Here is a 24,400-nt window from a genome sequence, read left to right as displayed (position 1 = left end):
TAACTTCCACTACAGAATACAGATTGAATTCAATATTCGGGTCCAAAAAAGAGGCCCAATTCGTAAGTGAATTGAACCTCTCAAATTCTCCCCATCAACACCGGTTGACAAAGAGCCATAATTTTTAGAAAAAGCAGCGCTTGGAAACTTGTGAATAGCTCAATAGCAGCGTTATCGACTGAGGTGGGGAGACACTGGCTTAGGTCGATGAAAAATAGCATAACAAAAAAGCACCTCGCAATTGCGAAGTGCTTTTCCAAGTTATTCATGATGCCCCGAGCAGGATTCGAACCTGTACTTGATCTCTCAAACAGCGACCTGAACGCTGCGCGTCTGCCAGTTCCGCCATCGGGGCAACTCAACAACAAGTAATATATTACACTAAAGTCTTGGAAAAGGGAACCCCTTTATTCAACTTTTTTTGAATTTGGGAATTTAACCGCGGTACCATAGCCATGAACGACTAAAAATTTCGGTGCCACATTCATCCGAACGACCTCGGTATTGAAACGAACCTCGATCAAACCATCGGCATCGGTCTCTTGGGCTTGCTTCATCAAATCCTGTTTGACCTCATCAAATAATCCGTCGAACAGTGAAAATTCATCCGGCTTTTCTGATCGCAACATGGTGCTCGCCGTTGCGGTTAAGATGCCTTGGATGGCGTGGGTGCGATTCAACCCACCAGTTGTCATAAACATGTCTAATCCCCCTCGAATTTTTTGGACCAATAGTGTTGCCCTAAAGTGGCCAGAGCTGCGCCAATCACGATCCCGGTACAGTTGGTGATGACGTCATTGATGTCGACCCAGCGCCCCAAGCTCACGAGCCAGTTGCCTAGGGCTTGCCCAGTTTCCAGACTCAACCCCGTGGCAAGTCCCGCCAGCAGCCAATGGGGCCACCGCAGACGGGGCCAATTTAACCGCAGTAAACACCCCTGGGGCACGGTCATCAAGATGTTGCACCAAAATGACGCGTCGACACTGCCGCGGCCTAGGGGTTGCAGGACCCAGATGCCCCCGGCAATCCAGTGGGTGGTGATGACACTGACGCTATCACTGCCAAAAGAAAAGGCGATTGGCGTCCAAGTCAAGAGGCTAAGGCCCCAACAGCCCAACCACCACAGCAATCGCCAATACTGCCGTGCACGCGCGGCACGCAGACTCAGTCCCAGCCAAATCAGACTGACCAGTACGGCGGGAATCCAACGAATCATGGCCGCACCTCCTCAATAAGTCCAGTATACCGGGTCCGTCGGTGGCGGACAATGGTCCGGACCATATTTTTTTAACGCAACCGGCAATTTTAAATTCGCCTGGCTTGAGTTCTCCAGAGTTTAGCGGGAAAATTGACTCAACACTCATTTGAGAAAGGGGAAACGGTATGGAACCAACTAATTTACCAACCAAGATCAAGGTGCGTGGCGCTAAGGTCAATAATCTCAAGGACCTCGACGTGGACATCCCGCTAAATAAGTTCGTCGCCATCACGGGCCGCAGTGGCTCGGGCAAGTCATCGCTAGCGATGGGCGTGCTGTATGCGGAGGGGGCGCGGCGCTATTTGAACGCGTTGTCGACCTTCACGCGGCGGCGCATCAACCAGATGGGCAAGGCGGCTGTCGATTCCGTCGAGTATTTACCATCGGCTCTGGCCTTACGTCAACGGCCACAGGTGCCCGGCGTCCGCTCCACGGTCGGGACCATGTCGGAGAGCTTTAACATCTTGCGGCTGGTCTTTTCACGGTTGGGCTCGTCGGTCTGTCCCAACGGCCATCGGGTGCCGCCAACCCTGGACGTCGCGGAAAATGACGGCTACGTGACCTGTCCGACCTGTGGGGTGACCTTCATGGCGCCCAGCGCGGAAGACTTTGCCTTTAATTCGGCCGGAGCGTGCCCAACCTGTGGCGGCTTGGGGCAGGTCTGTCAGTTGGATGCGTCTTTGATCATTAAGAATGAAGACCAGACGCTAGAAGAAGGCGCGGTGGCGTCCTGGCATCTGCCGGGGCGGAATTTCATGCCCATCGTGGCCAACGCCATTGGCATCCCCATCGACGTGCCATACAAGGATCTGAGTGAAGCCGACAAGCAACGCGTGCTTCACGGTAAGAAACAGTATGTGGCCATCGATATTCCCAGCAGCAAGGGCAAAATCTTTCACATGGACAAGGCGGTCTACGAAAACGCCTTCGCCGCGGTCGAGGACAGCATGGCCACCAGCAAAAACGAACGGACGATTGCCAAGCTCAACAAGTTTTACACCTTTGATACCTGCCCGGATTGTCACGGCACGCGGTTGAATCCGAAATTACTGCGGCAACAGCTAAACGGGAAAAATATTGCCGAGGTCGCCGATTTACCCATCAATCAGTTGCGCGAATTTGCGACGACCATTGTCGACTGGCTTCCCGAACGGATGCACAAACTCGGTAGTGATTTGGTTGCTGAATTGCGGCTGAGCCTTCAGCCAATGGTCGACTTGGGGCTGGATTACCTGACGTTGAGCCGGCCAGGAGATACGCTGTCGACCGGGGAACTCCAACGAATCCAGTTGGGGCGGACCCTGCGCAGTGCCACGACGGGCGTGCTCTACGTCTTGGATGAGCCTTCAGTGGGACTGCATCCGGCCAACGTGACCGGGTTGATCAAGGCCTTTCGCGGACTGGTCGCCCAGGGGAATTCCGTGGTCGTGGTCGATCACGATACCCGTATCATTGGCGCGGCCGACTACGTGATCGAAATCGGCCCGGGTGCCGGGAAGAACGGCGGTACCGTGGTGGATGAAGGCACCGTCGACCAGGTGGCCCATAGCGCGCATTCGTTGATCGCACCATTTCTCAACGGAACGGCGACCTTGCGTGAACGGCCACAGCTGGCGGCCGACGCGCTCTGGCAAAAGGGCCAGCTGGCCATCGAGGTGCAACACCGGTTTAACATTGCTGACGTCGCCGTGAAATTTCCCAAGAATCGGCTGACGACGGTCACGGGGATGAGCGGGGCCGGCAAGACGACGCTGGTCTTGGACAGCCTGATTCCGGCTATCGAGGCCGACGTGGATCACCGGACCTTGCCGCGGCACGTGACCCATTTGGACCGGGCCGGCATTCGCCACGTGGTGAAGGTCGATTCGGTACCGGTCGGCAAAAACGTGCGCTCCACAGTCGCCACCTATACGGATATTTTGAACCGGCTGCGTAAACTCTTTGCGGCCACCCCAGCGGCTAAAGCACACGGCTATACCAATAGTCGCTTCTCTTACAACGTTAAGGCGGGCGCATGCCCAATGTGTGGCGGGACCGGACAAATTTCACTAGATGTGCAGTACCTGCCGGACATCACGGAAGTCTGCCCGCAATGTCACGGTCAGCGCTACAATCAAGAAACGTTGGCCGTGAAGTGGCATGACTACAGCATTGCCGACGTTTTGGCCTTGTCCGTGGATGAGGCTTTGCCCGTCTTTGCCGAGGAAGCCGGTATTGAACAGACCTTGCAGACCCTGCATGACATGGGGCTGGGCTACCTCTTGTTAGGGGAGAGCACGCCGGCCTTGTCCGGTGGTGAGGCCCAACGGCTCAAGCTGGTCTCTCGGATCGGCAAACGCCAAAACGGTACGCTGTTTATTTTTGATGAACCCACGGTGGGCCTGCATCCGCTGGATATTCAACAGCTGGTCAAGGTCTTTGACCAGTTACTACAGCAGGGGGCCACAGTTATCGCGATTGAACACGATTTGGACCTGATTGCCAATGCCGATTACGTGATCGACATGGGTCCCGGCGGCGGAATCAACGGGGGCCAATTGGTTGCCACGGGGACGCCGGCAGCTGTGAGTGAAACACCCGGGAGCGTCACGGGCAAGTACCTCAAGGACCAGTTGGCCTTGTTCGGACAACGGGCTTAGTCAGCGTTGATGGTCAAATAGTCGTTATGCCAATCAATTTGGTGAAACCATGACGCCAGCCACAGGCCAATCAATGGTCGGTTCAGATAGACTAACTGTTAGCCAGACAAACTAAAAAGCGCATCGCCAATTGCTCGGCGGTGCGCTTTATTTGGATTACATTTTCTTAGAAACGGTGTAGCGTTGTTTGGTCGAGGGTTCCGACTTATCCGTTAGCTGTTGCTCCGCTAAAAAGATATCAAATGATGGTTCCCCGTGTTCGCTCTTAACGACCAGGACGTGGCCGGATTCATCGTGACGTTCCCGGTAAATCTGAGCTTGCTGCACAGCTTCATGATAATCATGAAAGTTACCAATTGAATCTCCTGGGTTGAAAAGGACTACTTCATCCATCTAATCATTCCTTTCGCTGCTAGCTACTAATTTCATTATAGCGCATTTGCCTTGAAAACGATACCAAATTACAACCCGGCATCCATGGTGAAGGTCAATGCGGATTGCTCGGCGTTGGCCGCAACTAATCTGCCAATCTGTTCTTGCATCAATGTGGCCATCGTGGCAGCCGTGGTTGCGTTGAACGCGCCTAATCCCGTGGCCGAGGTGGTCGCCTGTTGGTCGCCGACCTGTAGGCGGTGGTAGCCGGCGATTTGCGTTTGCTTGAGGAAGCTGTCTAGGAGCTTGCGGTTTTGGTGATAGTGGGCTTCACTCAAGACGTCGAGCAGTTTGTTGGTCCAATAGGGATTCTTTTGGGTGTAGGCCTGGTTGTCGGCACTGTAAGCGGCGCCAACCTGGTCGCCTTGCGCGTAGAAAGGCAAATACGGGCTAAACGCGGGATTGCCCAGGCATTGCCAAATGACACCGGCGAGGACCGGCTGGACGTTGCGGCGAATTTGCAAGATGTGAGAGTTTTGCGTTCGCGACAGGCCGACCGCTCTGAATTGGTGTTTTTCCGTTGCTTTTCCGCTGCCGAGTGGGTCGTAGGGCGTTTCTTGATAGTGGGAGCCTAAAAACTCCTGAACCGCCGCCACGCTGATTTTTTGTTCGGCGTGCCGGATGAAGGGGAGGTCCTGGCTGGTCGGGTTCTCAAAGGCACTGGGCGTAAACAACTTGTGGCCGTACCACACGCGCGGCGTATTGTAGTGGGCGTCGTCACTGGTCTGAGTCCCAAAGATATGGCGAGAATTGAACCGATTGCCGTCCGGGTTCAAGCGGTTGGCCTGGACGAAGTGACGGATACCTTGTGAGGACATGAAGTTGTGCGGGTCGTCGAAATCAATGTCTTCGATGGCCAATTGGTTGGCGACCACGGCGTAAGCATTATCCGGGATGCGTTGGGCGACCCAGTGATGACCACTCACGATTTCCATGTACCAAACCTCTTCGCTGTCACTGAATAGCACCCCGTTGGTTTCGGCCGCGCCGTTGGTCGTGACCAGTTCGCCGAGGCGTTGAACGCCGGCCTGAGCGGAGTCTACGTAGGGCAAGACCACGGTTACCATGGCGTCTTCGGCAATGCCGTCTGCGACTAAGGGGTCCACACCCAGCACTCGAGAATTGGTATAGGCACTTTCGGTGGCACTCATCGCCACGTTTTTCTCATTGATACCGCTCTCCTCGTAGAAACCTTCACTAGGATCGGTATCGGGCATTGCCGTGTAATGGTAGGCTTTTTTGGGAAGTGTCGTGGTAAAATGGTTGCCCTTGGAAATAAAATTGAGGTCCCGCGGTTCGTTAGCTGCGTGAATCTGTGCGCGTTTGGGCCAAATCGCCACAAAATTATCTTCGTTGCGGGCAATCAGCGTGCTGCCATCGATGGTGGCCAGCTTGCCGGCCAAAAATGACGTGCACGCCGCATGAGTTTGACGGGTCATGAAAAATTCCTCCTTAACGTTAGGTTGAAACTAGTTGTCATTACTATAGCACAATTGCGACACTAACCCATGATATGTATGAAGGTTTGCGGGCATGAGGCATTCGCCACCGCTAAATCAGCAAAGTTTGCTAGAATAGGGGTGAGTCTCATGGTTAAGTGGCAATGCGTATTTTTATTGGGGGTGCGCCTACTTTGGCGACGGTAGGCGGCCAGCACACAATAGCGTTGCCCAGGCGATTAGAGTGATTAAAAAATCAAAAAGGAGATGCCGGTATGGCACATGCACATCAGCATGAATCAATTGAACAGGAACTAGAATGCGTTTCGCAAGTCCCAATTTTTCAGCGCCTGGCCGCCGATCAGTTGACGTCGGTCGCTCAGATGACCCGGCCCGTGGTGGCCAAGAAGGGGGGCACCGTCTTCAGTACCGGTGAGGTCTCCCAGACGCTGTACATCGTCAACGTTGGCCAGGTGCGGCTCTATCACTTGGCCGAAGACGGCCGTGAACAGGTCTTGCGGGTTCTGAATCCGGGCGACTTCATTGGGGAGATTGCCCTGTTTACGGATGAAATTCATTCATCTTATGCGGAAGCTACTAAGGATAGTGAACTGTGCACGATTTCGCGGGCCTCGCTAACGGCTCTGATCAAGGACATGCCGCAGCTATCAATGGCCTTGTTAGGGGCACTGGCGGATCGCTTGAAGACGGCGGAACGGCAGGCCACCTTGCTCGCCATTCCGGATGCCTTGCCGCGGCTAGCCGGCTATTTGCAAGAGATCAGTGGCCATCAGGCCGGGACCATCGACTTACCGATGAGTAAGCAAGACCTGGCCGCTTATTTGGGAATGACGCCAGAATCCTTGAGCCGTAAGCTGCGCCAGCTGGTCAAGGACGGCGTGATCGAAACGATTGGTCGCCGACAAGTGAAGGTTTTGGATAGCTCGGCGTTGGCCGCGGTGGCCCCTGAATAGGTAACGGGTTAGCTATCCCTTAAGAATCCTTAATATTATGGTATTCACCAAACAAATTTGCTAAAATAATGGGTGTTGTGTTTCATTTATCTTAATGAACGACTAAAATTAGACTTTAAATGACTTAGAAAAAAGGGGATACGCACATGTGTGGATTCGTTGGCTACGTGAATCAAAAAGATGTTCCGACTAACACCATCAATAGTATGGCAGATCGGATTAAGCACCGGGGGCCGGATGACGAGGCCTACTTCCACGACGAACAAGCCGTGATGGGTTTCCGCCGGCTGTCAATCATTGACTTGGCTCACGGAAAGCAACCAATGTACAACCGGGATCAAACCAAGGTTTTGACCTTTAACGGTGAAATTTACAACTATCAAGAAATTCGGGCTGACTTACAAAAGTTAGGCTACGAATTTCAAACGGACGTGGACTCAGAAGTCTTGATCCACGGTTACGATGCTTGGGGTCCTAAGCTGTTGGACCGGCTGCGGGGGATGTACGCCTTTGTCATTTATGACAAGACGACTAACGAAGTCTTTGGTGCCCGGGATCACTTTGGCATCAAACCGCTTTACTACTATGATGACGGCGACACGTTCTTGTGGGCGTCTGAAATCAAGGCGTTCTTGGAACATCCTAATTTCAAGAAGGAATTCAACGAAGCGCTCTTGCCAATCCATTTGAGCTTTGAGTTCATTCCTTCACGTGACACCATGTTCAAGAATGTCTACAAGGTCTTGCCAGGCCAATACTTCATTCACCACGCCAATGGGGAAACGGAAACACACCGTTACTTCAAGTTCAACTACGATCACATCGACAACACCCAAACGGTTGAAGCAGATGCCAAGAAGATTCGCGGCATTGTGGACGAATCCGTTAAGGCGCACATGATTGCCGACGTGGAAGTGGGGAGCTTCTTATCCAGTGGGATCGATTCTTCCTACGTTTTGAATGAAGCGTCCAAGTTAAAGCCAATCCAATCCTTCTCCTTAGGGTTCAAGAATTCTAAGTACAGTGAATTGAGCTGGTCCACGGAATTTGCCAAGGAAATCAAGCAAAAGAACACACCATTGTACATGACCGGGGATGACTACTTTGACATCTTGCCAACTATCATGTACTACATGGACGAACCGCTGTCGAACCCATCGGCCATGCAGCTGTACTACCTGTCCAAAGGGACGCGGAAATCCGTCAAGGTGGCGCTGTCTGGTGAAGGGGCCGACGAATTCTTCGGGGGCTACAACACCTATCTGGAAGCCATTCCGTTCGAACGTTACCAAAAGTGGGTTCCTAAGGGTATTCGCAAGATGCTGGGTGGCATCGCCGAAAAGCTGCCACGGTTCCACGGTCGGCGGTTCTTAGTTCGTGGGGCGCAACCGCTGAGCGAACGTTACTACCGGGTCAACTACGTCTTTGACTACCATGACCGCAACAAGATCTTGAAGAACCCTAGTCTGAACCAAGACGCTGGGGCTTACACCAAGCATCTGTTCGACGATGTCAAGGGCTTAGACGAAATGACGCAAATGCAATACTTCGATATCAACACCTGGTTGCCTTACGACATTTTGCACAAGGCCGACCGGATGAGTATGGCCAACTCCCTAGAAGTTCGGACGCCATTAGTGGATAAAGAAGTGGCTAAATTTGCGGCAACCATGCCTGTCAAGACGCGGATTCACGCCGATGAGACCAAGGTATCCTTGCGAACGGCCGCTGAAGCCGAATTGCCAGAACGTGTGGCCAAGAAGGAAAAGATGGGCTTCCCATCTCCAATTGCCACTTGGATCAAGACGGAACCTTACAAGTCGCGGATCATCGAGGCGTTTAACTCTGATGTGGCCCACAAGTTCTTTAATACCGATGCGTTGATGGAAATTTTGCATGAACATATCAATGGCAAATCCAGCATGCAAAAGATCTTTACCATTTACACGTTTATTCTGTGGTACGAAGTTTACTTCCCAGAAGACACGACGGCCAAGACGGTCGACTTAGTTCACCGCACGCAAGTTTAATTTAACCGGACCGCCGTTTGGCAGGACCGACCCTGATCAAGGTTGCTATTGGACTCGTCCGTTAACAACCTTGATTGTGTTTACTTAGCAAAATTTATTTTTAGAAATCCAGTACGTTGTGAAGGGACTTTAATTCGTTATGGAAACCAATGGAGTAAAATTCACGCCCGTTTTATTGGGGAGTGACTTTAACGTTTACGGGATGGCGCGGTCATTTTATGAACTGTACCACCAACCCGTTCAGGCCTTTGCCAGCATTCAGCTCGCACCGACCCGCTACACGAAAGTTGTCAACTTGGAATTGATTCCGGGATTCGATGAGGACCCCGTGTGGATCGAAACCATGCGCAAGTTGAAGGAACGCTACGCTAATCATCCGGAACCCGTGATTCTGATCGGGTGTGGGGATGGCTATGCCGAGTTGATCAGTAAGCACAAGGCTGAATTGGAAGACGTGTTCATTTGCCCGTACATTGATTACGATCAGTTGCGCCACTTGAACAATAAGGAAAACTTCTACAAGGTCTGTGATCAATACGGCTTGCCATACCCGGCAACGCGCATCATCACCAAGGCTGAAGCCACGGCCGGCGACGTGGAACAACCCTTTGACTATCCGGTGGCCCTGAAGCCCGCCAACAGTGTGGAGTGGTTGGATGTCCATTTTGAGGGCCGCAAGAAGGCCTTCCGGATTCAAAGCGAAGCCGAATTCAAGGATATCGTGGGAAAAATCTACGACAACGGCTACACGTCCGACCTGATCTTACAGGATTTCGTCCCCGGCGATGACAGCAACATGCGGGTGCTAAACGCCTACGTGGACCGCAACCATCACGTGAAGATGATGTGTCTGGGTCACCCGTTGTTAGAAGATCCCGCACCATCGGCTATCGGCAATTACGTGGCCATCATTCCCGAATACAACGAGACCATTTACCACAACATTCAAAAATTCTTGGAAGCCATCAAGTTCACCGGCTATGCCAACTTCGATATGAAATACGACGTGCGTGACCAGTCGTTCAAGCTGTTTGAAATCAACTTGCGTCAAGGCCGCAGCAGTTTCTTCGTGACGCTCAACGGCTACAACCTGGCCGATTGGGTCGTCAAGGACTACGTGAAGGACAGCCTCGAAGACGCGCCCACCGTTTACGGCAACCAAGATGAAAGTCAGCACGCTTTGTGGCTCGGGGTACCGGTCAAGGTCTTCAAGCGCTACACTCGCGAAAACGCCGACAAGGAACGCGCCTTAAAGCTGATTGCGGCGGGTAAGTACGGCACGACCTACCGTTACGATCAAGACATGAACCTGAAGCGTTGGGCCCTGATCCAATGGATGCAGCACAACTACACGGTTAACTTTAAGAAGTATTTCGCAGAAAATAAGGGGTAACTACCATGAAAAAATTCTTTACGATCATTGGTGGCATGGGCACCATGGCGACCGAAAGCTATATTCACTTGCTGAATAAGCGGACGCCAGCCCACGCCGATCAGGAGTATTTGAATTATATTTTGGTCAACCACGCGACGGTGCCGGACCGGACGGCTTACATTTTAGATCACAGCCAACCGAGCCCGTTGCCGAGTCTGCTCGAGGATATTCGCCAGCAGAATCAACTGGGCCCAGCCTTTTTCACCTTGCCGTGCAACACGGCACATTACTTTTATGATGACCTGCAAGCGGCGGCCGACGTGCCATTGCTGCACATGCCGCGCGAAACGGTCAAGGAAATCATCCGCAAGTTCCCCAATGCCAAGCGCATCGGTATCACCGGGACGCAGGGGACCATTACGGACAAGGTCTATGAACATGAGGTCTTGGCGGCGGGGTTGACGCCCGTGTTGCCGACCGATGAGATCGAAGCGGAGACCATGGCCTTGATCTACGACAACATCAAGGAAAAAGACCACGTGGATCCCGTGCTCTACCACCGCATCTTGCGGCAAATGATCGACGAACAGGGGGCCGACATCGTCATCCTCGGCTGCACCGAGTTGTCACTGGCCCAAGAACGCGAACCCGAAACACAGATTCCTTTAGTGGACGGCCAATCCGTATTGGTTGACCGGACCTTGGAACTGGCTTTAAAGATGCGTGAAGCCTAAAAAAACCGCACCAACCTGACTTCCCTAAGACGGGAGGTGGGTTGGCGCGGTTTTTTTAGATTTAAATTAGTCGTTGACGTCGATGACGACCTTTAGCGCCGTCTTATCGGTGTTGGCCCGTTGGAAGGCCTGTTCACTGTCGGCTAGGGGATAGTGAGCAGAAACGATGTTAGGGAAGAGATTGTCCGGTTGGGCAACGTTAGCGATGGCTTCCTGAATATCGGTAGCTGTGTAAATGGCTGAACCAATCAGACTGATTTCGTTCATGGCCAAGAACTGTGGCTTGAAGGTAACGGGCTCAGCCCCTAAGGCCACAACCACAAACTTGGCACCGAATTTTGCTTGGGCAATGAAGTCAGTCATGAAGCTAGGCAGGCCCACGCAGTCGATGTAAGTATCAACGCCAATTCGTTCGTCACCCATGAGGCCAGTACCTGTGCCGAACAGGTCTTTTAGCGCAGCGGTCAAGTCGGTCTTGGCCGAATTGATGACGTGGGCGCCGAGGCGTTTGGCAAAGGCTAAACGTTGCTCGTCGATATCGACCACAGCCACTTGGGTAATCCCTTGTTGTAACAATCCGGAGGCGCTTGCCAGTCCGACCGGTCCAGCACCAAAGATGCAGAAGCTTTGTTCCGGAGTGGGGTGGACGATGTTCTTGCCATGGATCCCGACAGCGTAGGGTTCAATAACTACAGCGCGGTCAAAGGAAAGGTCGCTTGGCAAAAGAAAGACATTGTCATTTAACACGGCGTCTTTGATGAGATTCAATTGTGAAAGGCCACCGGCCATAGCCAATTGACTGGTTGACCCCTTAGCTCGGCTAGGATTGACGAAAACGTGGTCCCCGGGGTGGATACCCTGAACGTTAGCGCCAACTTCAGCGACCTCGCCGACAAATTCGTGTCCGAGCGCGCCGCCTTTCAGGATACCAATCTCGTCGCCACCCAGATTGTAGGCGTGGAGGTCGGAGCCACAAATGCCGTTACGCATGACCTTTAGGACCAGATCGTTGGCGGTTGGTTGAGGGGCAGGGAGTTCCTCGACTGAAATATCATGAATACCGTGATAAATAACACCTTTCATTACGTTCACTCCTTCACATATTCTTAACTTTATGATAATGGACTGAAACTTGAAAGTCAAAACGGAGTGGGGATGGTATTCTGCAGAAAAAAGCCTGGGAAAATCTCCCAGGCTCATGTCACCTTTACATAGCGGAAACGTGGGCCAAAAGGCGCCCGGTTCCGCTTAAAACTGCTAACCAAACAATCCAAAACTGGGATTATTCGGTTAGCAGCCTTAATGCTCGCCGGCTAGTCGCCCTTTGGCCCACTCTGAAAATTTGAATTAGTGAAAGGCCAAGGTCAGGCCCAACCCCACCGTCAGTAGCGCCACCAGTCCCAAAATCCAGTAGACCAGGTGCGGCGTGTCGCGTTCCATTTTACGACCGAAGCTGATTTCAATCAGGGCAATGGTGCCGATGCCCAAGATGAATTTCAGGCTGATCAACACGGGAGCGTGGCCAAAGGTGCGAATGCTTAAGACCACGCCGCTGATAATCATGACCAGGTAGGCCAGCCGGGCGAGGATTAGGAACTGGGTGGCCCGCTTTTCCGAATGTCGCGTGAGACCACCGATGACGAGTAACGTTAAAATAATCCAGGTCCAAAAATGTAGGGCTAACCACATACCAACCGCTCCTTCGCGTACGAATATAGGTTAAGCGTACCATATTCACCTGATAAAGGGGTACTAATTTCTCCGCTGATAGACCAGTTCGGCTAGGGGGCCTAACTGGTGGGCCTGAATCAGGTCAAAATGTTGTGGCTGAGCCAAGTCGCCAAAGAGGCGTTTACCTTGGCCCAAGAGAATCGGGGCCAGTTGCAGAAACAGCGTGTCGACCATTTCCGCCGCTAAAAGGGGTGTGAGAATCGTTTGACCACCGACAATCCAGGTATCGCCCGGTTGGGTGCGTAGGTCGCGTGCCAAAGTGACCACGTCTTCATCGGTAAAGGTCGTCAGCGGCAAATTTGGCCGATTCTGGTGCGTTAAGACGTAATTGTGCATCTGCGGGTTGGCCGGGTTAAACGGCGCGTCAGGGGCTTGCTGGGCGACGTAATCGTAGGTCACTCGCCCCATGATGGCGGCGGCCATGCTTGCCAAAGTGGCGGTCCCAGCATCGGTGGGGATGTCGGTCAAATGGGTGAGCCAGTCCAGATTGTCGTCGCTAGTGGCCAGGTAGCCGTCGAGTGAAGTGGCGCCGTAAAAAATCAATTTTCCCATGACTGAGGTCCTCCTTAAGTAGACGAAAGGCCCGCAGCCAATCATCTGCGAGCCTTTCAATTTGTTAGGCGTTACCGTTCAAGCCAGCAGCTTGGATCCAGTAAGGCTTGTCGTTTAAAATGATACGGTACCAGTTCGAGCCGTCGCTAGCCTTGTAGCCAGCCTTGTTGACGGTGACCTTCGTGCCGGCTGGGAAGTCGGTCGTGTGGCCAGTGGTCTTGGACAGGTAATTGGAATTTAAGACGTGGTTGTACAGCGTGTAGTTGGTGGCCGTGTTCAACGTGTAATTGCCACTCGCGTCACTGTAGGTGACCTTCGGGAACTTCAGCACCTTGCTGTAGACCCAGTACTTGGCCGTGGAATTCTTACTGAAACGAATCCGGTACCAGGTACCACTCCAGCCGCCTTTTTTCACACCACGCGAATCAACGTAGACCTTAGCGCCACGGTGGTCCGCACTCAGACGACCCCAACCGATCTTGTAGGCGCCGCTGGTTCCCTTGACGTGATTGTAGACGGTCCACTTGGTGTAGTTGTTCGCCAATTTTGCCGTCTCATTGTTACCACCGTGGTTGTATTTAACCGTCTTCTTCGGCGTCGCGGGCGTGTGGTCCGTCGATGCATCAGTATCGGTGTCCGTCGTCGTGCCCCCCAGGTCGGCGTATTGCGTCTTGACCAGGTTGACGAAGTCGGTCATGGTGTACGTGGTCCCAAAGTAGGCGCTGGCGTTAGACTTCCAGTAGCCGTCCGGATCGGTATGGTTGGTGCCACCCAGATTCAGCGATACATCATGGTGAGACAGGATGGTCGAATTGCGCTTAGGTGTCAACCCGTATTGTTTCAAAATGTAAGCCGTGTAGTAGGCGGCATTGTTCAATTCAGAGGCAAAGGCTGCTTTACTGTGGACCTCGACCTGTTCAAATTGAACGTAGCGTGCGTTGGCGATTGGACCGGCTCCCCAGCACAAGTACTTGGTGTTGGCGATGTTAATAATGTGGTTGGCATCCACGAAGGTGTGCACGAACGCATTCCCATAATGATTTTTCATATAGGTGATTTCGTTATAGATCGTGGAATTCGGGTTGGCCGTTTCGTGAACGACGACCCCTTCTGGCTTCCCATTGCGGTAACTATTCTTGGGAAAACCAGACCAAATATTCTTCGTAATTGTTGGCGTGGCGTAATGCTGATTGGCAATATAATTATTGATTGCATTGGCGCTAGCCGTCACCGCGTTGCTGCCCCAAAAGAGACCCACGCATCCCGCGGTCAGAGCGATTCCCCGAACCGCCCAACGTTGCCATTTTTTCATAATGTCTGCTCCTCCTATAGAAATTAATTATGAACTAAACAGAACTGAATCAACGACTCGATTATAACTTATTTTCCGCAGAAATGCGTACGCGTGTTCTACTTGGCGAAATGTGGGGTCGTTCGGAAATTCATAGAAAAATCACATTTTAGTCGTTGAAAAGATGCTAATGGTCGTATTGTGTCGTAATTGTTGGCGAATAAACCGGGAAAGTTCGGTTCTACCATTTTGTTTCAATCATCTTACAATTCGATTGCAAAGTCGCCGAAAACTTTTCCGCCAGCGCGTGGGGGACTTTACTTGCGTCGACTAGGAAACTTGACTATAATGATATTTTGCATACGAAAGGAGCGACGAACAATGGCTGAGACTAAAGAGATTAAGATTGGCGATTACGTTGCGGCGAAGAAATTTGGTCCCCTGGAACACGATTTCACTGGGGAAGTCACCAAAGTGTATGATAATTCAGTTTTAGTAGAGATTCGGGACTACGATCCTGCCGACAAAACGGCCGTGGGCGACATGAATAACCGTGCCGTTGTGCGGAAGTCAGCTGCTAAGATTACCGGGAACAGTGCGGATAAAAACTAGTTTTTTCAAACTTTTTTGAATTTATTTGCAAAAAATGATGACAACTCACAAATGGTATGCTATACTCATTTGTGTTGTGCGGGTGTAGTTTAGTGGTAAAATTCAAGCTTCCCAAGCTTGCGTCGCGGGTCCGATTCCCGTCACCCGCTTTCGAATGGGGCGGCCTTCAGGGTCGTCTTTCTTATTATTCGAAAGTTTTAACCGTCAATGCAATAGTACGTCAATCAAGTCTTGTCAGCGAGTCCGGGTGGCTGTGAGCCGGATCAAGAATATTGGCAGAACGGGGCATTAGCGACATTTAAATGAACTTTTAAAGTGGACTAATAAGTCAATCAGAGTGGTACCGCGGGTAATCTCGTCTCTTACAAGTAATTTTGTAAGGGGCGTTTTTTTATTCCGTGAACCAAATTGGTGTAAACTAGGCTTATCAACGTCAGTCAAGAAATAGGAGGAATACAGGATGGATTACAAACAAACGGTGACCACGGCGTTAGCGACGGCCTTAGACGGCCAACTGACGGCAGATGAGATTGCAGCCAAGCTCGAACGGCCCAAGACTTCAGACAAAGGGGACATGGCCTTTCCAACGTTCACGTTAGCCAAGGTCCTGCACCGCGCGCCGCAACAAATTGCGCAAGACCTGGCCGACAAGCTGGATACGACCGGCTTTGAAAAGGTGGAAGTCGTGGGTCCTTACCTGAACTTCTTCTTTGACAAGGGCGCTTATAGTGAGGCAACGTTGAACACGGTGTTGACGGCGGGGGCCGATTATGGGACCAACGCCGACGGTAACGGCGGCAACGTGCCTATCGACATGTCCTCACCAAACATTGCTAAGCCAATGTCCATGGGCCACTTGCGTTCGACGGTCATTGGAAACTCCATTGCCGAGATCTTGACTAAGAACGGCTACCACCCCATCAAGGACAATCACTTGGGTGACTGGGGGACCCAATTTGGGAAGTTGATCACGGCCTACAAGCTGTGGGGGAACGAAGAAGACGTCAAGAAAGACCCCATCAACAAGCTGGTCGAATACTACGTACGTTTCCACAAAGAGGATGTAGATAAGCCGGAACTCGACGACATTGCGCGGGAATGGTTCAAGAAGCTTGAAGACGGCGACCCAGAAGCCCACCACCTGTGGGAATGGTTCCGTAAGGCGTCCTTGCAAGAATTCAATGACGTTTACGATGAATTAGGCGTGAAATTTGATACCTACAATGGGGAAGCCTTCTACAACGATAAGCTGGCCGAAGTCGTTCAGATTTTGAAGGACAAGCATTTGCTGGTGGAATCACAAGGCGCCCAAGTTGTCGATTTGAGCAAGTATGATCTGAACCCAGCCCTGATTTTGAAGAGTGACGGGGCTTCGCTGTACATTACCAGAGATATTGCGACGGCCTTGTACCGTGACCGGACCTACCACCCAGCCCAAAACCTGTACGTGGTTGGTTCCGAACAGACGTATTACTTCAAGCAACTGAAGGCCGTTTTAAAGGAAATGGGCGTGCCATCTGCGGATGACTTACACCACGTGCCATTTGGTCTGATCACCGTCGACGGCAAGAAGCTGTCCACGCGTTCTGGCCGGATCATCTTGTTAGCCAAGGTGCTGGAGGAATCCATCAAGTTGGCGGGCGAAGAAATCAACGAAAAGAACCCTGATCTGGCAAACAAGGAAGAAGTTGCCAAACAAGTTGGGGTGGGCGCCATCGTCTTTGGCGACCTCAAGAACGAACGGACCAACAACATCGACTTCGTCTTGGCTGATCAGCTGAAGTTCGAAGGCGAAACGGGTCCTTACGTGCAATACTCCCATGCCCGGGCCGAAAGCATCTTGCGTAAGGCTGGTAACGTTGACGTGCAAGCTGCCGGTAACCAAGTGGCTGATCCCGAAGCCTGGGATACCATCAAGGCCTTGGCTGACTTCCCAGCCATCGTTAAAATGGCCTGTGCCGAATTGGAACCATCCGTGGTTGCCAAGTACGCGATTCGCTTAGCCAAGACCTTCAATAAGTACTATGCGCACTCCAAGATCTTAACGGAAGACGCTGAGTTGCCAGCACGGTTGGCACTGGTCAAGGCGGTTTCGACGGTCTTGAAGGAAAGTCTGCGGTTGTTGGGCGTCCAAGCACCAGACGAAATGTAAAACTTAAGATTTCACTACGAGGACTCGCCATTTGGGCGGGTCTTTTTTAATGTTCGGATATTCGTTGATTTCGGGTATTTTGTCGTGACGAACATAAAAACAATTATATTTGCCGGAAGACACCGTTTTCAGTAGTAACAGTGAGGGTAGTTCGCTAGATAGACCGTAAATAGATTTGCCATAAACCGTATATTAATATATTTATATCAAATAAAGTTCTCGTTTTGATTGACACAAACTGTAATTATTGCTAAAATTGGCCTAAAATATGGGAAGAGGGATGGCGATGACGAAGATTGCGGTAGTCATGGGATCAATTTCGGACTGGCCGGTCATGCAGCTGGCAGTCCAGCAATTAGCTGATTTAGGGGCGGATTGTGAACGGCGGATTATTTCTGCCCACCGGATGCCGGCGACGCTGCAAAGTTACGGGGAACAGGCGCAGGCTCGCGGCATCCAGGTCATCATCGCGGGTGCCGGTGGGGCAGCCCATTTACCGGGGATGTTAGCGGCTAATACCGTGGTGCCGGTCATTGGAGTCCCGATGCAATCCCGGGCCTTAAACGGGATGGACTCGCTGCTATCCATCGTGCAGATGCCGGCCGGCGTACCGGTGGCCACGATGGCGATCGGACAGGCGGGGGCTAAAAATGCGGCGTTACTGGCTGCCCAGATTGTGGGATTACAAGATAGTAAGCTGCAACAAGCGTTACAGGATTTCCGACTGGCACAGCGACGGGAGGCCCAACGTAGTGAACAAGAACTCTGAAAATGTGATTTTACCCCCAGCCACCATCGGTATCGTGGGTGGCGGTCAATTGGGCCGGATGTTGACGCTCAGTGCTAAGCAGATGGGGTATCGTGTGGGTATTTTAGACCCGACCCCCGATGCCCCAGCCGGTCAGGTGGCTGATTTTCAGGTCATCGCTGATTACCAAGATCAGGCGGCCCTGCAAGCCTTGGCCCGGGAAAGCGACGTCTTGACGTACGAATTTGAAAATGTTGATGTGCAGGCATTGGCGGCGGTCCAGTCCCAGACCAGTTTGCCTCAGGGCGTCCAGTTGTTAGAGATTACCGGCAATCGCCTGCGTGAAAAACGCTTTTTGGCCGATCTAGGAATCGCGGTGACACCGTTTGCGGCGGTGCCCAACCAGGCGGCCTTACCCGCGGCCTTGGCCCAGGTGGGCACACCAGCGATCTTAAAAACGGTGGCTGGTGGGTACGATGGTCACGGTCAATTGGATTTAGATGGTACTATCTGGCCGTTGGAGACGCCCACGTTGACAGCACGGTCCTGTATCCTTGAGGCGCGCCAAGATTTCACCTGTGAGGTGGCGATGATGGTCGCCAGAAGCGCTGCCGGGGACGTGGTGACCTTTCCGTTGGTGGAAAATCAACACCGCCACCACATTTTACACACGACGTTGGCCCCGGCGCGGGTACCGGCAACCGTGCACGCCCAGGCGCAACGGATTGCCAAGAAGATTGCGACGGCACTGACCTTGCGCGGGGTGTTGGGGATTGAATTTTTCGTTCTCTCAGATGGCCAATTGGTGGTCAATGAACTGGCACCGCGACCGCATAATTCGGGCCATTACAGCATTGAGGCCTGCAATATTTCTCAGTTTGAGGCGCACATTCGCAGCATTTGTGGCCTGCCGTTGCCCGAGATCCACCAGACCCGTCCAGCGGTCATGCGTAATCTGCTGGGGACGGACCTGACGTTGGCCCGGCACGCCCTGATGACGCATCCCAATTGGCATTTCCACGATTACGGCAAGGCGGAGATCTTGCCCCAACGGAAAATGGGGCACGTGACCTGTCTGACCGATGATTTTTCCGCAACGCTACTTGAATTGACGAACTTGAAAGGGGACCACTGAACGTGATCGAAAAAGGCGAGTTATGTTACACCGGCAAGGCTAAGGCCATGTATGCGACCAACGACCCCGATGTGTTGTGGGTCGAATACTTGGATCAAGCAACGGCATTAAACGGTAAACGCAAGGTGGCCATTGCCCAAAAAGGCCTCTTGAACAATCGCATCTCCAGCTTGTTGTTTCAGGACCTGGCCGCACATGGCATCCCCAACCACTTCATTTCCCAGACCAGCGATTACGTCCAATTGGTCCGGCGCGTGACCATGTTGCCCTTGGAGGTCGTGGTGCGCAATGCCGCCTCGGGGAGTTTTGAACGTAAATTTGGGGTTGCACATTTGACGCGCTTAACCCCACCCGTTTTGGAATTTTTCTACAAGAGTGACCAGTTGGACGACCCGGCTATCAATGATTCCCAGATTCATGCGCTCAAATTGGCCAGCCCAGCCACGTTAGCTGAAGTGCGGCGACAGGCCCTGCAGGTCAACCACCGGTTAAGTGAGATCTTTGCGGCCATGGGGATTCAGCTGGTTGATTTTAAAGTGGAGTTTGGCTTAACGGCGACGGGCACGGTCTTGTTGGCCGATGAAATCTCACCGGATAGCTGCCGGTTGGTCGATCAAGCGACACATCGCTCATTAGACAAGGACGTTTTTCGCCAAGACCTCGGGGAATTGACCCCGGTCTACCAAGAAGTGTTGACGCGTCTGGCAACCGTTGAAGGGAGTTCCACACATGTATCTGGTTAAGGTCACCGTTACTTATAAAGAATCCATCTTAGATCCCAAGGGCGAGGCCATCAACGATGCCTTGCAACGCCTGGGCTACCGTGACGTGCAATCCGTTGAACTGGGGAAGTATTTCGAATTACGAATCGCCAAGAGTGACCGTCCCATAGCAGAACAGGTCGCCGAAATGTGTGACCGGCTATTGGCCAACGTCAATATGGAAACGTACGACTACGAAATCACGGAAATGGAGGCTCAATCATGAAATTTGCCGTGATCGTCTTTCCGGGGTCCAACTGCGATCATGACATGGCCAATGCCCTGCGCGATGTGTGCCACTGTACGGTTGACCTGGTCCCCGCCACGGCAACGACCTTGGCGGGTTACGACGCGGTCGTGTTGCCGGGTGGCTTTTCTTACGGGGACTACCTGCGTAGTGGCGCAATCGCTCGCCTGGCGCCGGTGATGACGGCCGTGAAAGCCATGGCGGCTGCGGGAAAACCGGTCTTGGGAGTCTGCAATGGCTTTCAAATTTTAACGGAGGCAGGTTTGCTGCCTGGAGCCTTACGTGCCAACCGGTCTTCGCAGTTCATCTGTCAGACCAGTACCCTGCGCATCAGCAATCCGCACACGCGTTTCACCACGGCTTATGCGGGACAAGCAACTATTCAATTGCCCATCGCGCACGGTGAGGGCAACTATTACTGCGATGAGGCCACCCTGGCCGAGTTACGGCAACACCACCAAATCGTTTTTGAATACGTCGACAATCCCAATGGCAGTGTGGCCAACATTGCGGGGATCATGAACCGCCAAGGCAACGTGTTAGGGATGATGCCCCATCCGGAACGGGCGGTGGAAGCCTTACTGGGCTCTATCGACGGTCTAGGCGTGTTTGCATCACTGATTGCCCACGAGGAGGAGAGCCATGCTTAAGACCAGAACGTTAACACCAGAAGAAGTCCAAGCCACCCGGATTTATCGGGAGTGGGGGCTGACCGATGCCGAATACCGGCAACTGTGCGATCAGGTGCTCAAACGCTTACCTACGCACACTGAAGCAGGGCTATTTTCCGGAATGTGGAGTGAACATTGTTCCTATAAGAACTCGAAGCCCGTTTTAAAGAAGTTTTGGACGCAGGGCAATCAGGTCATTGCGGGGCCTGGCGAAGGCGCGGGCATCATTGATATCGGGGATGGCCAGGCCGTGGTCTTCAAGGCGGAAAGCCACAATCATCCGTCGGCCATTGAGCCTTATGAAGGTGCGGCGACCGGCGTGGGAGGCATTATCCGCGACATTTTTTCCATGGGGGCCCAGCCAATCGCCATTTTAGATAGTTTGCGCTTTGGTGAATTGACCGATCCGCACACGAAGTACTTGGTCTCACAGGTGGTGGCTGGTATCGGTGGCTATGGCAACTGCATTGGGATTCCCACGGTCGGTGGCGACACGGGCTTTGATACCTGTTACCAGCACAACCCCTTGGTCAACGCGATGTGTGTCGGCATCTTAGATCAAGCCGACATGCAAAAGGGGCAGGCAACGGGGGTCGGCAACCGGATTATTTACGTGGGCGCCAAGACGGGACGGGACGGTATCAGTGGCGCGTCCTTTGCGTCGGCCGAGTTCAACGACGCCCGTGAGAGCCAACGCTCGGCGGTGCAGGTGGGCGATCCGTTTATGGAAAAATTGCTGATGGACGCTTGCTTGGAGGTCATTCACCAGCACCGTGACGTTCTAGTGGGGATTCAAGACATGGGGGCCGCCGGACTGGTGTCTGCTTCGGCCGAAATGGCCTCTAAGGCGGGCAGTGGGTTGGAGCTGAACTTAGACTTGGTCCCCCAACGCGAGACCGGGATGTCGGCCTTTGAATTGATGTTGTCGGAATCTCAAGAACGCATGTTACTGTGTGTGAAGGCGGGCGCGGAAGATGAGATCACCGCAGTCTTTGCCCGTTACGGCTTGGATGCGGTGGCCATTGGGACCGTCACCACCGGTCATCAATACCGGTTATGGCATCATCACGAACTGGTCGCCGATGTTCCCGTGGACGCTTTGGCAAGTGACGCGCCGGTCTATCAGCGAACTGGCCGGCAACCAGAGCGGCTCGCCCAGCAAGCCGGGGAGCAATTCCGCCCGATGGTGAGCGATGCCGCGGCGACACTGAAACGTTTGTTGCAACAGCCGACGATTGCGTCTAAACGGTCGCTTTATCGCACCTATGATTCGCAAGTACAGACCAATACGGTCGTGCAGCCGGGCTCGGATGCCGCTGTGGTTCGTATTCGCCACACGGACAAGGCCTTGGCGCTGACCACGGATGTGAATGGCCGTTACCTGTACCTGAATCCACGGGTGGGTGGTGAAATGGCAGTGGCCGAAGCGGCACGGAACATTGTGGCGTCGGGGGCCCAACCCCTGGGCATTACCGATTGCTTGAACTTCGGTAATCCGGAAAAACCAGAGCAATTTTATGAACTGGATGAGGCAGCGCAGGGCATCAGTCGGGCTTGTCGCAAATTAAATACGCCGGTGGTGTCCGGTAATGTCTCCTTAAACAATGAATCAAATGGCCAGGCGATTTATCCCACTCCAATGATTGGGATGGTTGGTCTGATTCGTCACCACGCTGACATCACCACGCAGGACTTTAAACGGGCCGGTGATTTGGTCTACGTATTAGGCGCCACACAAGGTGATTTCAATGGTAGCGAGTTACAAAAGCTTTTGACGGGCGAAATTAGTGGCACACTTTTCGACTTTTCGTTGACAATTGAAAAGCAACACCAAGACCTGCTGTTAGCGGCCATTCAGGCAGGCCTCGTGGCCAGTGCCCATGACGTTTCCGAAGGAGGGCTCCTGACGGCCATCGCCGAATCATGCTTTGGTCGTGGTCTCGGCGTGGACCTGACGACGGACCTGAGTGCGGTCGCCTTATTTGCGGAGAGTCAGTCACGTTTCGTCATTTCTGTGTCGCCGACCAAGCAAGTGGCCTTTGAAGCGCTGATGGGGACCGCCGTGACGTATTGGGGCCAGGTGACGGCCACCGATGACTTGCGGGTGCAAGCGACCGATCAACTGGTACAAGTCAGTGTGCGTGAAGCTAAACAGTTATGGGAGGAGGCGATTCCGTGCCTACTGAAGTCAAAGGATTAAATGAAGAGTGTGGTGTCTTTGGCATCTGGGGAGCGGCCAATGCGGCGACGTTAACGTATTTTGGCCTGCACGCCCTGCAGCACCGGGGGCAAGAAGGCGCGGGGATTACGGCAAACGATGCCGGTAATCTCCAGTCTGAACGCGGGTTGGGCTTGCTGGCTGACGTCTTCCGTGACCCACGGCGATTGGCACGCTTGACTGGAACGGCGGCGGTCGGGCACGTGCGTTACGCGACGGCCGGCAATCACGGTTTGGAAAATATTCAGCCACTGGCGTTTAACTTCAGTGACGCGCAATTTGCCCTCGCACACAACGGCAATCTGACCAACGCTCGGACCTTGCGTCGTGACTTGGAGGCCGCCGGGGCCATCTTTCACGCCAGTTCAGATAGCGAGATCTTGATGCATTTGATTCGTCGAAGCGCGGCCGCCACCTTGACCGAGCAGGTGCAGGAGGCCTTGCGGCAGGTCCACGGGGGTTTTGCGTATCTTTTGTTGACGAATGATCGTCTGTACGCAGCATTGGATCCCAATGGGTTACGCCCCCTGGTGATTGGCCAGTTACCAACGGGCGGGTACGTTGTTTGTAGTGAGACCTGCGCGTTAGATGCCGTGGGGGCCGAGTTCTTACGTGATGTGCAACCCGGTGAACTAGTGATGATCAATGATCAAGGGCTGCACATCAGTCGCTACACCACACACACGCAACTTGCCATCTGTGCCATGGAATTTATCTATTTTGCCCGGCCGGATTCCAATATCTACGGCGTTAACATTCATTCGGCGAGAAAGCAAATGGGCCGGCGATTAGCGGAAGAACAACCGGTGGCTGCTGATATTGTGGTCGGAGTTCCCAATTCGTCGCTGTCGGCGGCTTCAGGTTACGCGGAAGCTAGCGGGTTACCATACGAAATGGGCTTGATCAAGAATCAGTATTCTGCGCGGACGTTTATTCAACCGACCCAGGCCTTGCGTGAGCAGGGGGTGCGCATGAAGCTATCGGCGGTCAAGGGGGTCGTTGCGGGCAAACGCGTGGTGCTGATCGATGATTCCATCGTGCGCGGAACCACGAGCCGGCGCATCGTGAAGCTCCTTAAGGATGCGGGGGCTGCGGCGGTGCATCTGCGGATCGCTTCGCCGCCGTTACGGTATCCGTGTTTCTACGGGATCGATATTCAATCGACTAAGGAGCTGATTGCGGCGCAACAAACGGTCGCCGAAATGCGGCAAACTTTAGGTGCCGATTCGCTAGCCTTCTTGAGTGAACGCGGCGTGATCGATGCCGTGGGCCTACAGACGACGGCACCGTATGGTGGTTTATGCATGGCGTACTTTAATGGCGACTATCCAACGCCGCTATATGATTATCAAGCGGAATATGACGCTGAGGTGCAAGTTCACACACAAAAATGAAAGGGGT

At 53.0% G+C, this 24,400-nt stretch carries 22 protein-coding genes and 2 tRNA genes; 15 read left to right on the top strand and 9 right to left on the bottom strand.

Annotated elements, in window-relative coordinates; genetic code table 11:
- Positions 1 to 271 precede the first annotated feature (271 nt).
- The 3 genes from EGT51_RS09820 to EGT51_RS09810 form a co-directional block, all read right to left on the bottom strand.
- A tRNA-Leu gene (locus EGT51_RS09820) sits at positions 272 to 355 on the bottom strand.
- A 52-nt stretch (positions 356 to 407) separates the two neighbouring features.
- A complete protein-coding gene (locus tag EGT51_RS09815; protein WP_135368535.1) occupies positions 408 to 701 on the bottom strand; it encodes a heavy metal-binding domain-containing protein in 294 nt (97 codons plus the stop codon).
- A 2-nt stretch (positions 702 to 703) separates the two neighbouring features.
- Positions 704 to 1,216 (bottom strand): VanZ family protein, encoded by a 513-nt coding sequence (locus tag EGT51_RS09810; protein WP_135368534.1) that lies wholly within the window; start codon positions 1,214 to 1,216, stop codon positions 704 to 706.
- 167 nt (positions 1,217 to 1,383) lie between these two features.
- Here EGT51_RS09810 and EGT51_RS09805 point away from each other — a divergent pair, with 167 nt between their 5' ends.
- Positions 1,384 to 3,897 carry an excinuclease ABC subunit UvrA gene (locus tag EGT51_RS09805; RefSeq protein ID WP_135368533.1) on the top strand — a complete coding sequence of 838 codons (2,514 nt, stop codon included), beginning with the start codon at positions 1,384 to 1,386 and terminating at the stop codon, positions 3,895 to 3,897.
- A gap of 156 nt (positions 3,898 to 4,053) precedes the next feature.
- Here the strand turns inward: EGT51_RS09805 and EGT51_RS09800 are convergent, their stop codons facing one another.
- Complete coding sequence (locus tag EGT51_RS09800) at positions 4,054 to 4,290, bottom strand: hypothetical protein (protein WP_135368532.1); 237 nt, start codon at positions 4,288 to 4,290, stop codon at positions 4,054 to 4,056.
- 68 nt (positions 4,291 to 4,358) lie between these two features.
- On the bottom strand, positions 4,359 to 5,768 hold the full coding sequence (locus EGT51_RS09795; protein ID WP_135368531.1) for a C69 family dipeptidase: 1,410 nt from the start codon (positions 5,766 to 5,768) through the stop codon (positions 4,359 to 4,361).
- A gap of 275 nt (positions 5,769 to 6,043) precedes the next feature.
- Here EGT51_RS09795 and EGT51_RS09790 point away from each other — a divergent pair, with 275 nt between their 5' ends.
- From EGT51_RS09790 to EGT51_RS09775, 4 genes are all read left to right on the top strand, one after another.
- A complete protein-coding gene (locus EGT51_RS09790) occupies positions 6,044 to 6,742 on the top strand; it encodes a Crp/Fnr family transcriptional regulator (RefSeq protein WP_135368530.1) in 699 nt (232 codons plus the stop codon).
- Positions 6,743 to 6,888: 146 nt separating this feature from the next.
- Entirely contained in the window at positions 6,889 to 8,772 is a 1,884-nt protein-coding gene (gene asnB / locus EGT51_RS09785) for an asparagine synthase (glutamine-hydrolyzing) (RefSeq protein ID WP_135368529.1), read from the top strand.
- Between the two features lie 139 nt (positions 8,773 to 8,911).
- Positions 8,912 to 10,165, top strand: coding sequence for a carboxylate--amine ligase (locus tag EGT51_RS09780; protein ID WP_135368528.1), 1,254 nt, complete (start codon positions 8,912 to 8,914; stop codon positions 10,163 to 10,165).
- Between the two features lie 5 nt (positions 10,166 to 10,170).
- On the top strand, positions 10,171 to 10,881 hold the full coding sequence (locus EGT51_RS09775; protein ID WP_135368527.1) for an aspartate/glutamate racemase family protein: 711 nt from the start codon (positions 10,171 to 10,173) through the stop codon (positions 10,879 to 10,881).
- A 66-nt stretch (positions 10,882 to 10,947) separates the two neighbouring features.
- Here the strand turns inward: EGT51_RS09775 and EGT51_RS09770 are convergent, their stop codons facing one another.
- The 4 genes from EGT51_RS09770 to EGT51_RS09755 form a co-directional block, all read right to left on the bottom strand.
- Entirely contained in the window at positions 10,948 to 11,964 is a 1,017-nt protein-coding gene (locus EGT51_RS09770; RefSeq protein ID WP_167850188.1) for a zinc-dependent alcohol dehydrogenase, read from the bottom strand.
- A gap of 264 nt (positions 11,965 to 12,228) precedes the next feature.
- Positions 12,229 to 12,570, bottom strand: coding sequence for a DUF1516 family protein (locus EGT51_RS09765; RefSeq protein WP_135368525.1), 342 nt, complete (start codon positions 12,568 to 12,570; stop codon positions 12,229 to 12,231).
- Between the two features lie 63 nt (positions 12,571 to 12,633).
- Positions 12,634 to 13,164 (bottom strand): dihydrofolate reductase family protein, encoded by a 531-nt coding sequence (locus tag EGT51_RS09760; RefSeq protein ID WP_135368524.1) that lies wholly within the window; start codon positions 13,162 to 13,164, stop codon positions 12,634 to 12,636.
- A gap of 64 nt (positions 13,165 to 13,228) precedes the next feature.
- On the bottom strand, positions 13,229 to 14,476 hold the full coding sequence (locus tag EGT51_RS09755; RefSeq protein ID WP_135368523.1) for a peptidoglycan recognition protein family protein: 1,248 nt from the start codon (positions 14,474 to 14,476) through the stop codon (positions 13,229 to 13,231).
- Between the two features lie 360 nt (positions 14,477 to 14,836).
- On the opposite strand from EGT51_RS09755, the gene EGT51_RS09750 reads away from it, so the two are divergent.
- The 10 genes from EGT51_RS09750 to purF all read left to right on the top strand — a co-directional run bounded on the left by EGT51_RS09750 (position 14,837) and on the right by purF (position 24,393).
- Positions 14,837 to 15,067, top strand: coding sequence for a DUF2187 domain-containing protein (locus EGT51_RS09750; protein WP_125577469.1), 231 nt, complete (start codon positions 14,837 to 14,839; stop codon positions 15,065 to 15,067).
- 78 nt (positions 15,068 to 15,145) lie between these two features.
- Positions 15,146 to 15,216 (top strand) — tRNA-Gly (locus tag EGT51_RS09745).
- 311 nt (positions 15,217 to 15,527) lie between these two features.
- A complete protein-coding gene (gene argS / locus EGT51_RS09740) occupies positions 15,528 to 17,219 on the top strand; it encodes an arginine--tRNA ligase (protein WP_135368522.1) in 1,692 nt (563 codons plus the stop codon).
- Between the two features lie 286 nt (positions 17,220 to 17,505).
- Positions 17,506 to 17,988, top strand: coding sequence for a 5-(carboxyamino)imidazole ribonucleotide mutase (purE, locus tag EGT51_RS09735; protein WP_135368521.1), 483 nt, complete (start codon positions 17,506 to 17,508; stop codon positions 17,986 to 17,988).
- Entirely contained in the window at positions 17,972 to 19,102 is a 1,131-nt protein-coding gene (purK, locus tag EGT51_RS09730) for a 5-(carboxyamino)imidazole ribonucleotide synthase (RefSeq protein WP_135368520.1), read from the top strand. The genes purE and purK overlap by 17 nt, the downstream gene beginning before the upstream one ends.
- A 5-nt stretch (positions 19,103 to 19,107) precedes the next feature.
- Positions 19,108 to 19,845: a phosphoribosylaminoimidazolesuccinocarboxamide synthase gene (gene purC / locus EGT51_RS09725; protein WP_179951144.1), complete on the top strand. Its 738-nt coding sequence runs from the start codon at positions 19,108 to 19,110 to the stop codon at positions 19,843 to 19,845.
- The gene (gene purS / locus EGT51_RS09720; protein ID WP_135368518.1) at positions 19,832 to 20,089 is read left to right on the top strand and encodes a phosphoribosylformylglycinamidine synthase subunit PurS; all 258 of its coding nucleotides are present in this window, start codon (positions 19,832 to 19,834) and stop codon (positions 20,087 to 20,089) included. Before purC ends, purS begins: the two co-directional genes overlap by 14 nt.
- Positions 20,086 to 20,760, top strand: a complete 675-nt coding sequence (gene purQ / locus EGT51_RS09715) for a phosphoribosylformylglycinamidine synthase subunit PurQ (RefSeq protein ID WP_167850187.1) — start codon at positions 20,086 to 20,088, stop codon at positions 20,758 to 20,760. The genes purS and purQ overlap by 4 nt, the downstream gene beginning before the upstream one ends.
- On the top strand, positions 20,753 to 22,981 hold the full coding sequence (gene purL / locus EGT51_RS09710; protein ID WP_135368516.1) for a phosphoribosylformylglycinamidine synthase subunit PurL: 2,229 nt from the start codon (positions 20,753 to 20,755) through the stop codon (positions 22,979 to 22,981). Before purQ ends, purL begins: the two co-directional genes overlap by 8 nt.
- Positions 22,957 to 24,393: an amidophosphoribosyltransferase gene (purF, locus tag EGT51_RS09705; RefSeq protein WP_135368515.1), complete on the top strand. Its 1,437-nt coding sequence runs from the start codon at positions 22,957 to 22,959 to the stop codon at positions 24,391 to 24,393. The genes purL and purF overlap by 25 nt, the downstream gene beginning before the upstream one ends.
- Positions 24,394 to 24,400: the final 7 nt, after the last annotated feature.

The organism is Levilactobacillus suantsaiihabitans (genome assembly GCF_004745505.1).
Lineage (GTDB): Bacteria > Bacillota > Bacilli > Lactobacillales > Lactobacillaceae > Levilactobacillus > Levilactobacillus suantsaiihabitans.
The sequence above is the reverse complement of the archived record's forward strand: the minus strand, read 5'-3'. Positions and strand labels throughout refer to the sequence as shown.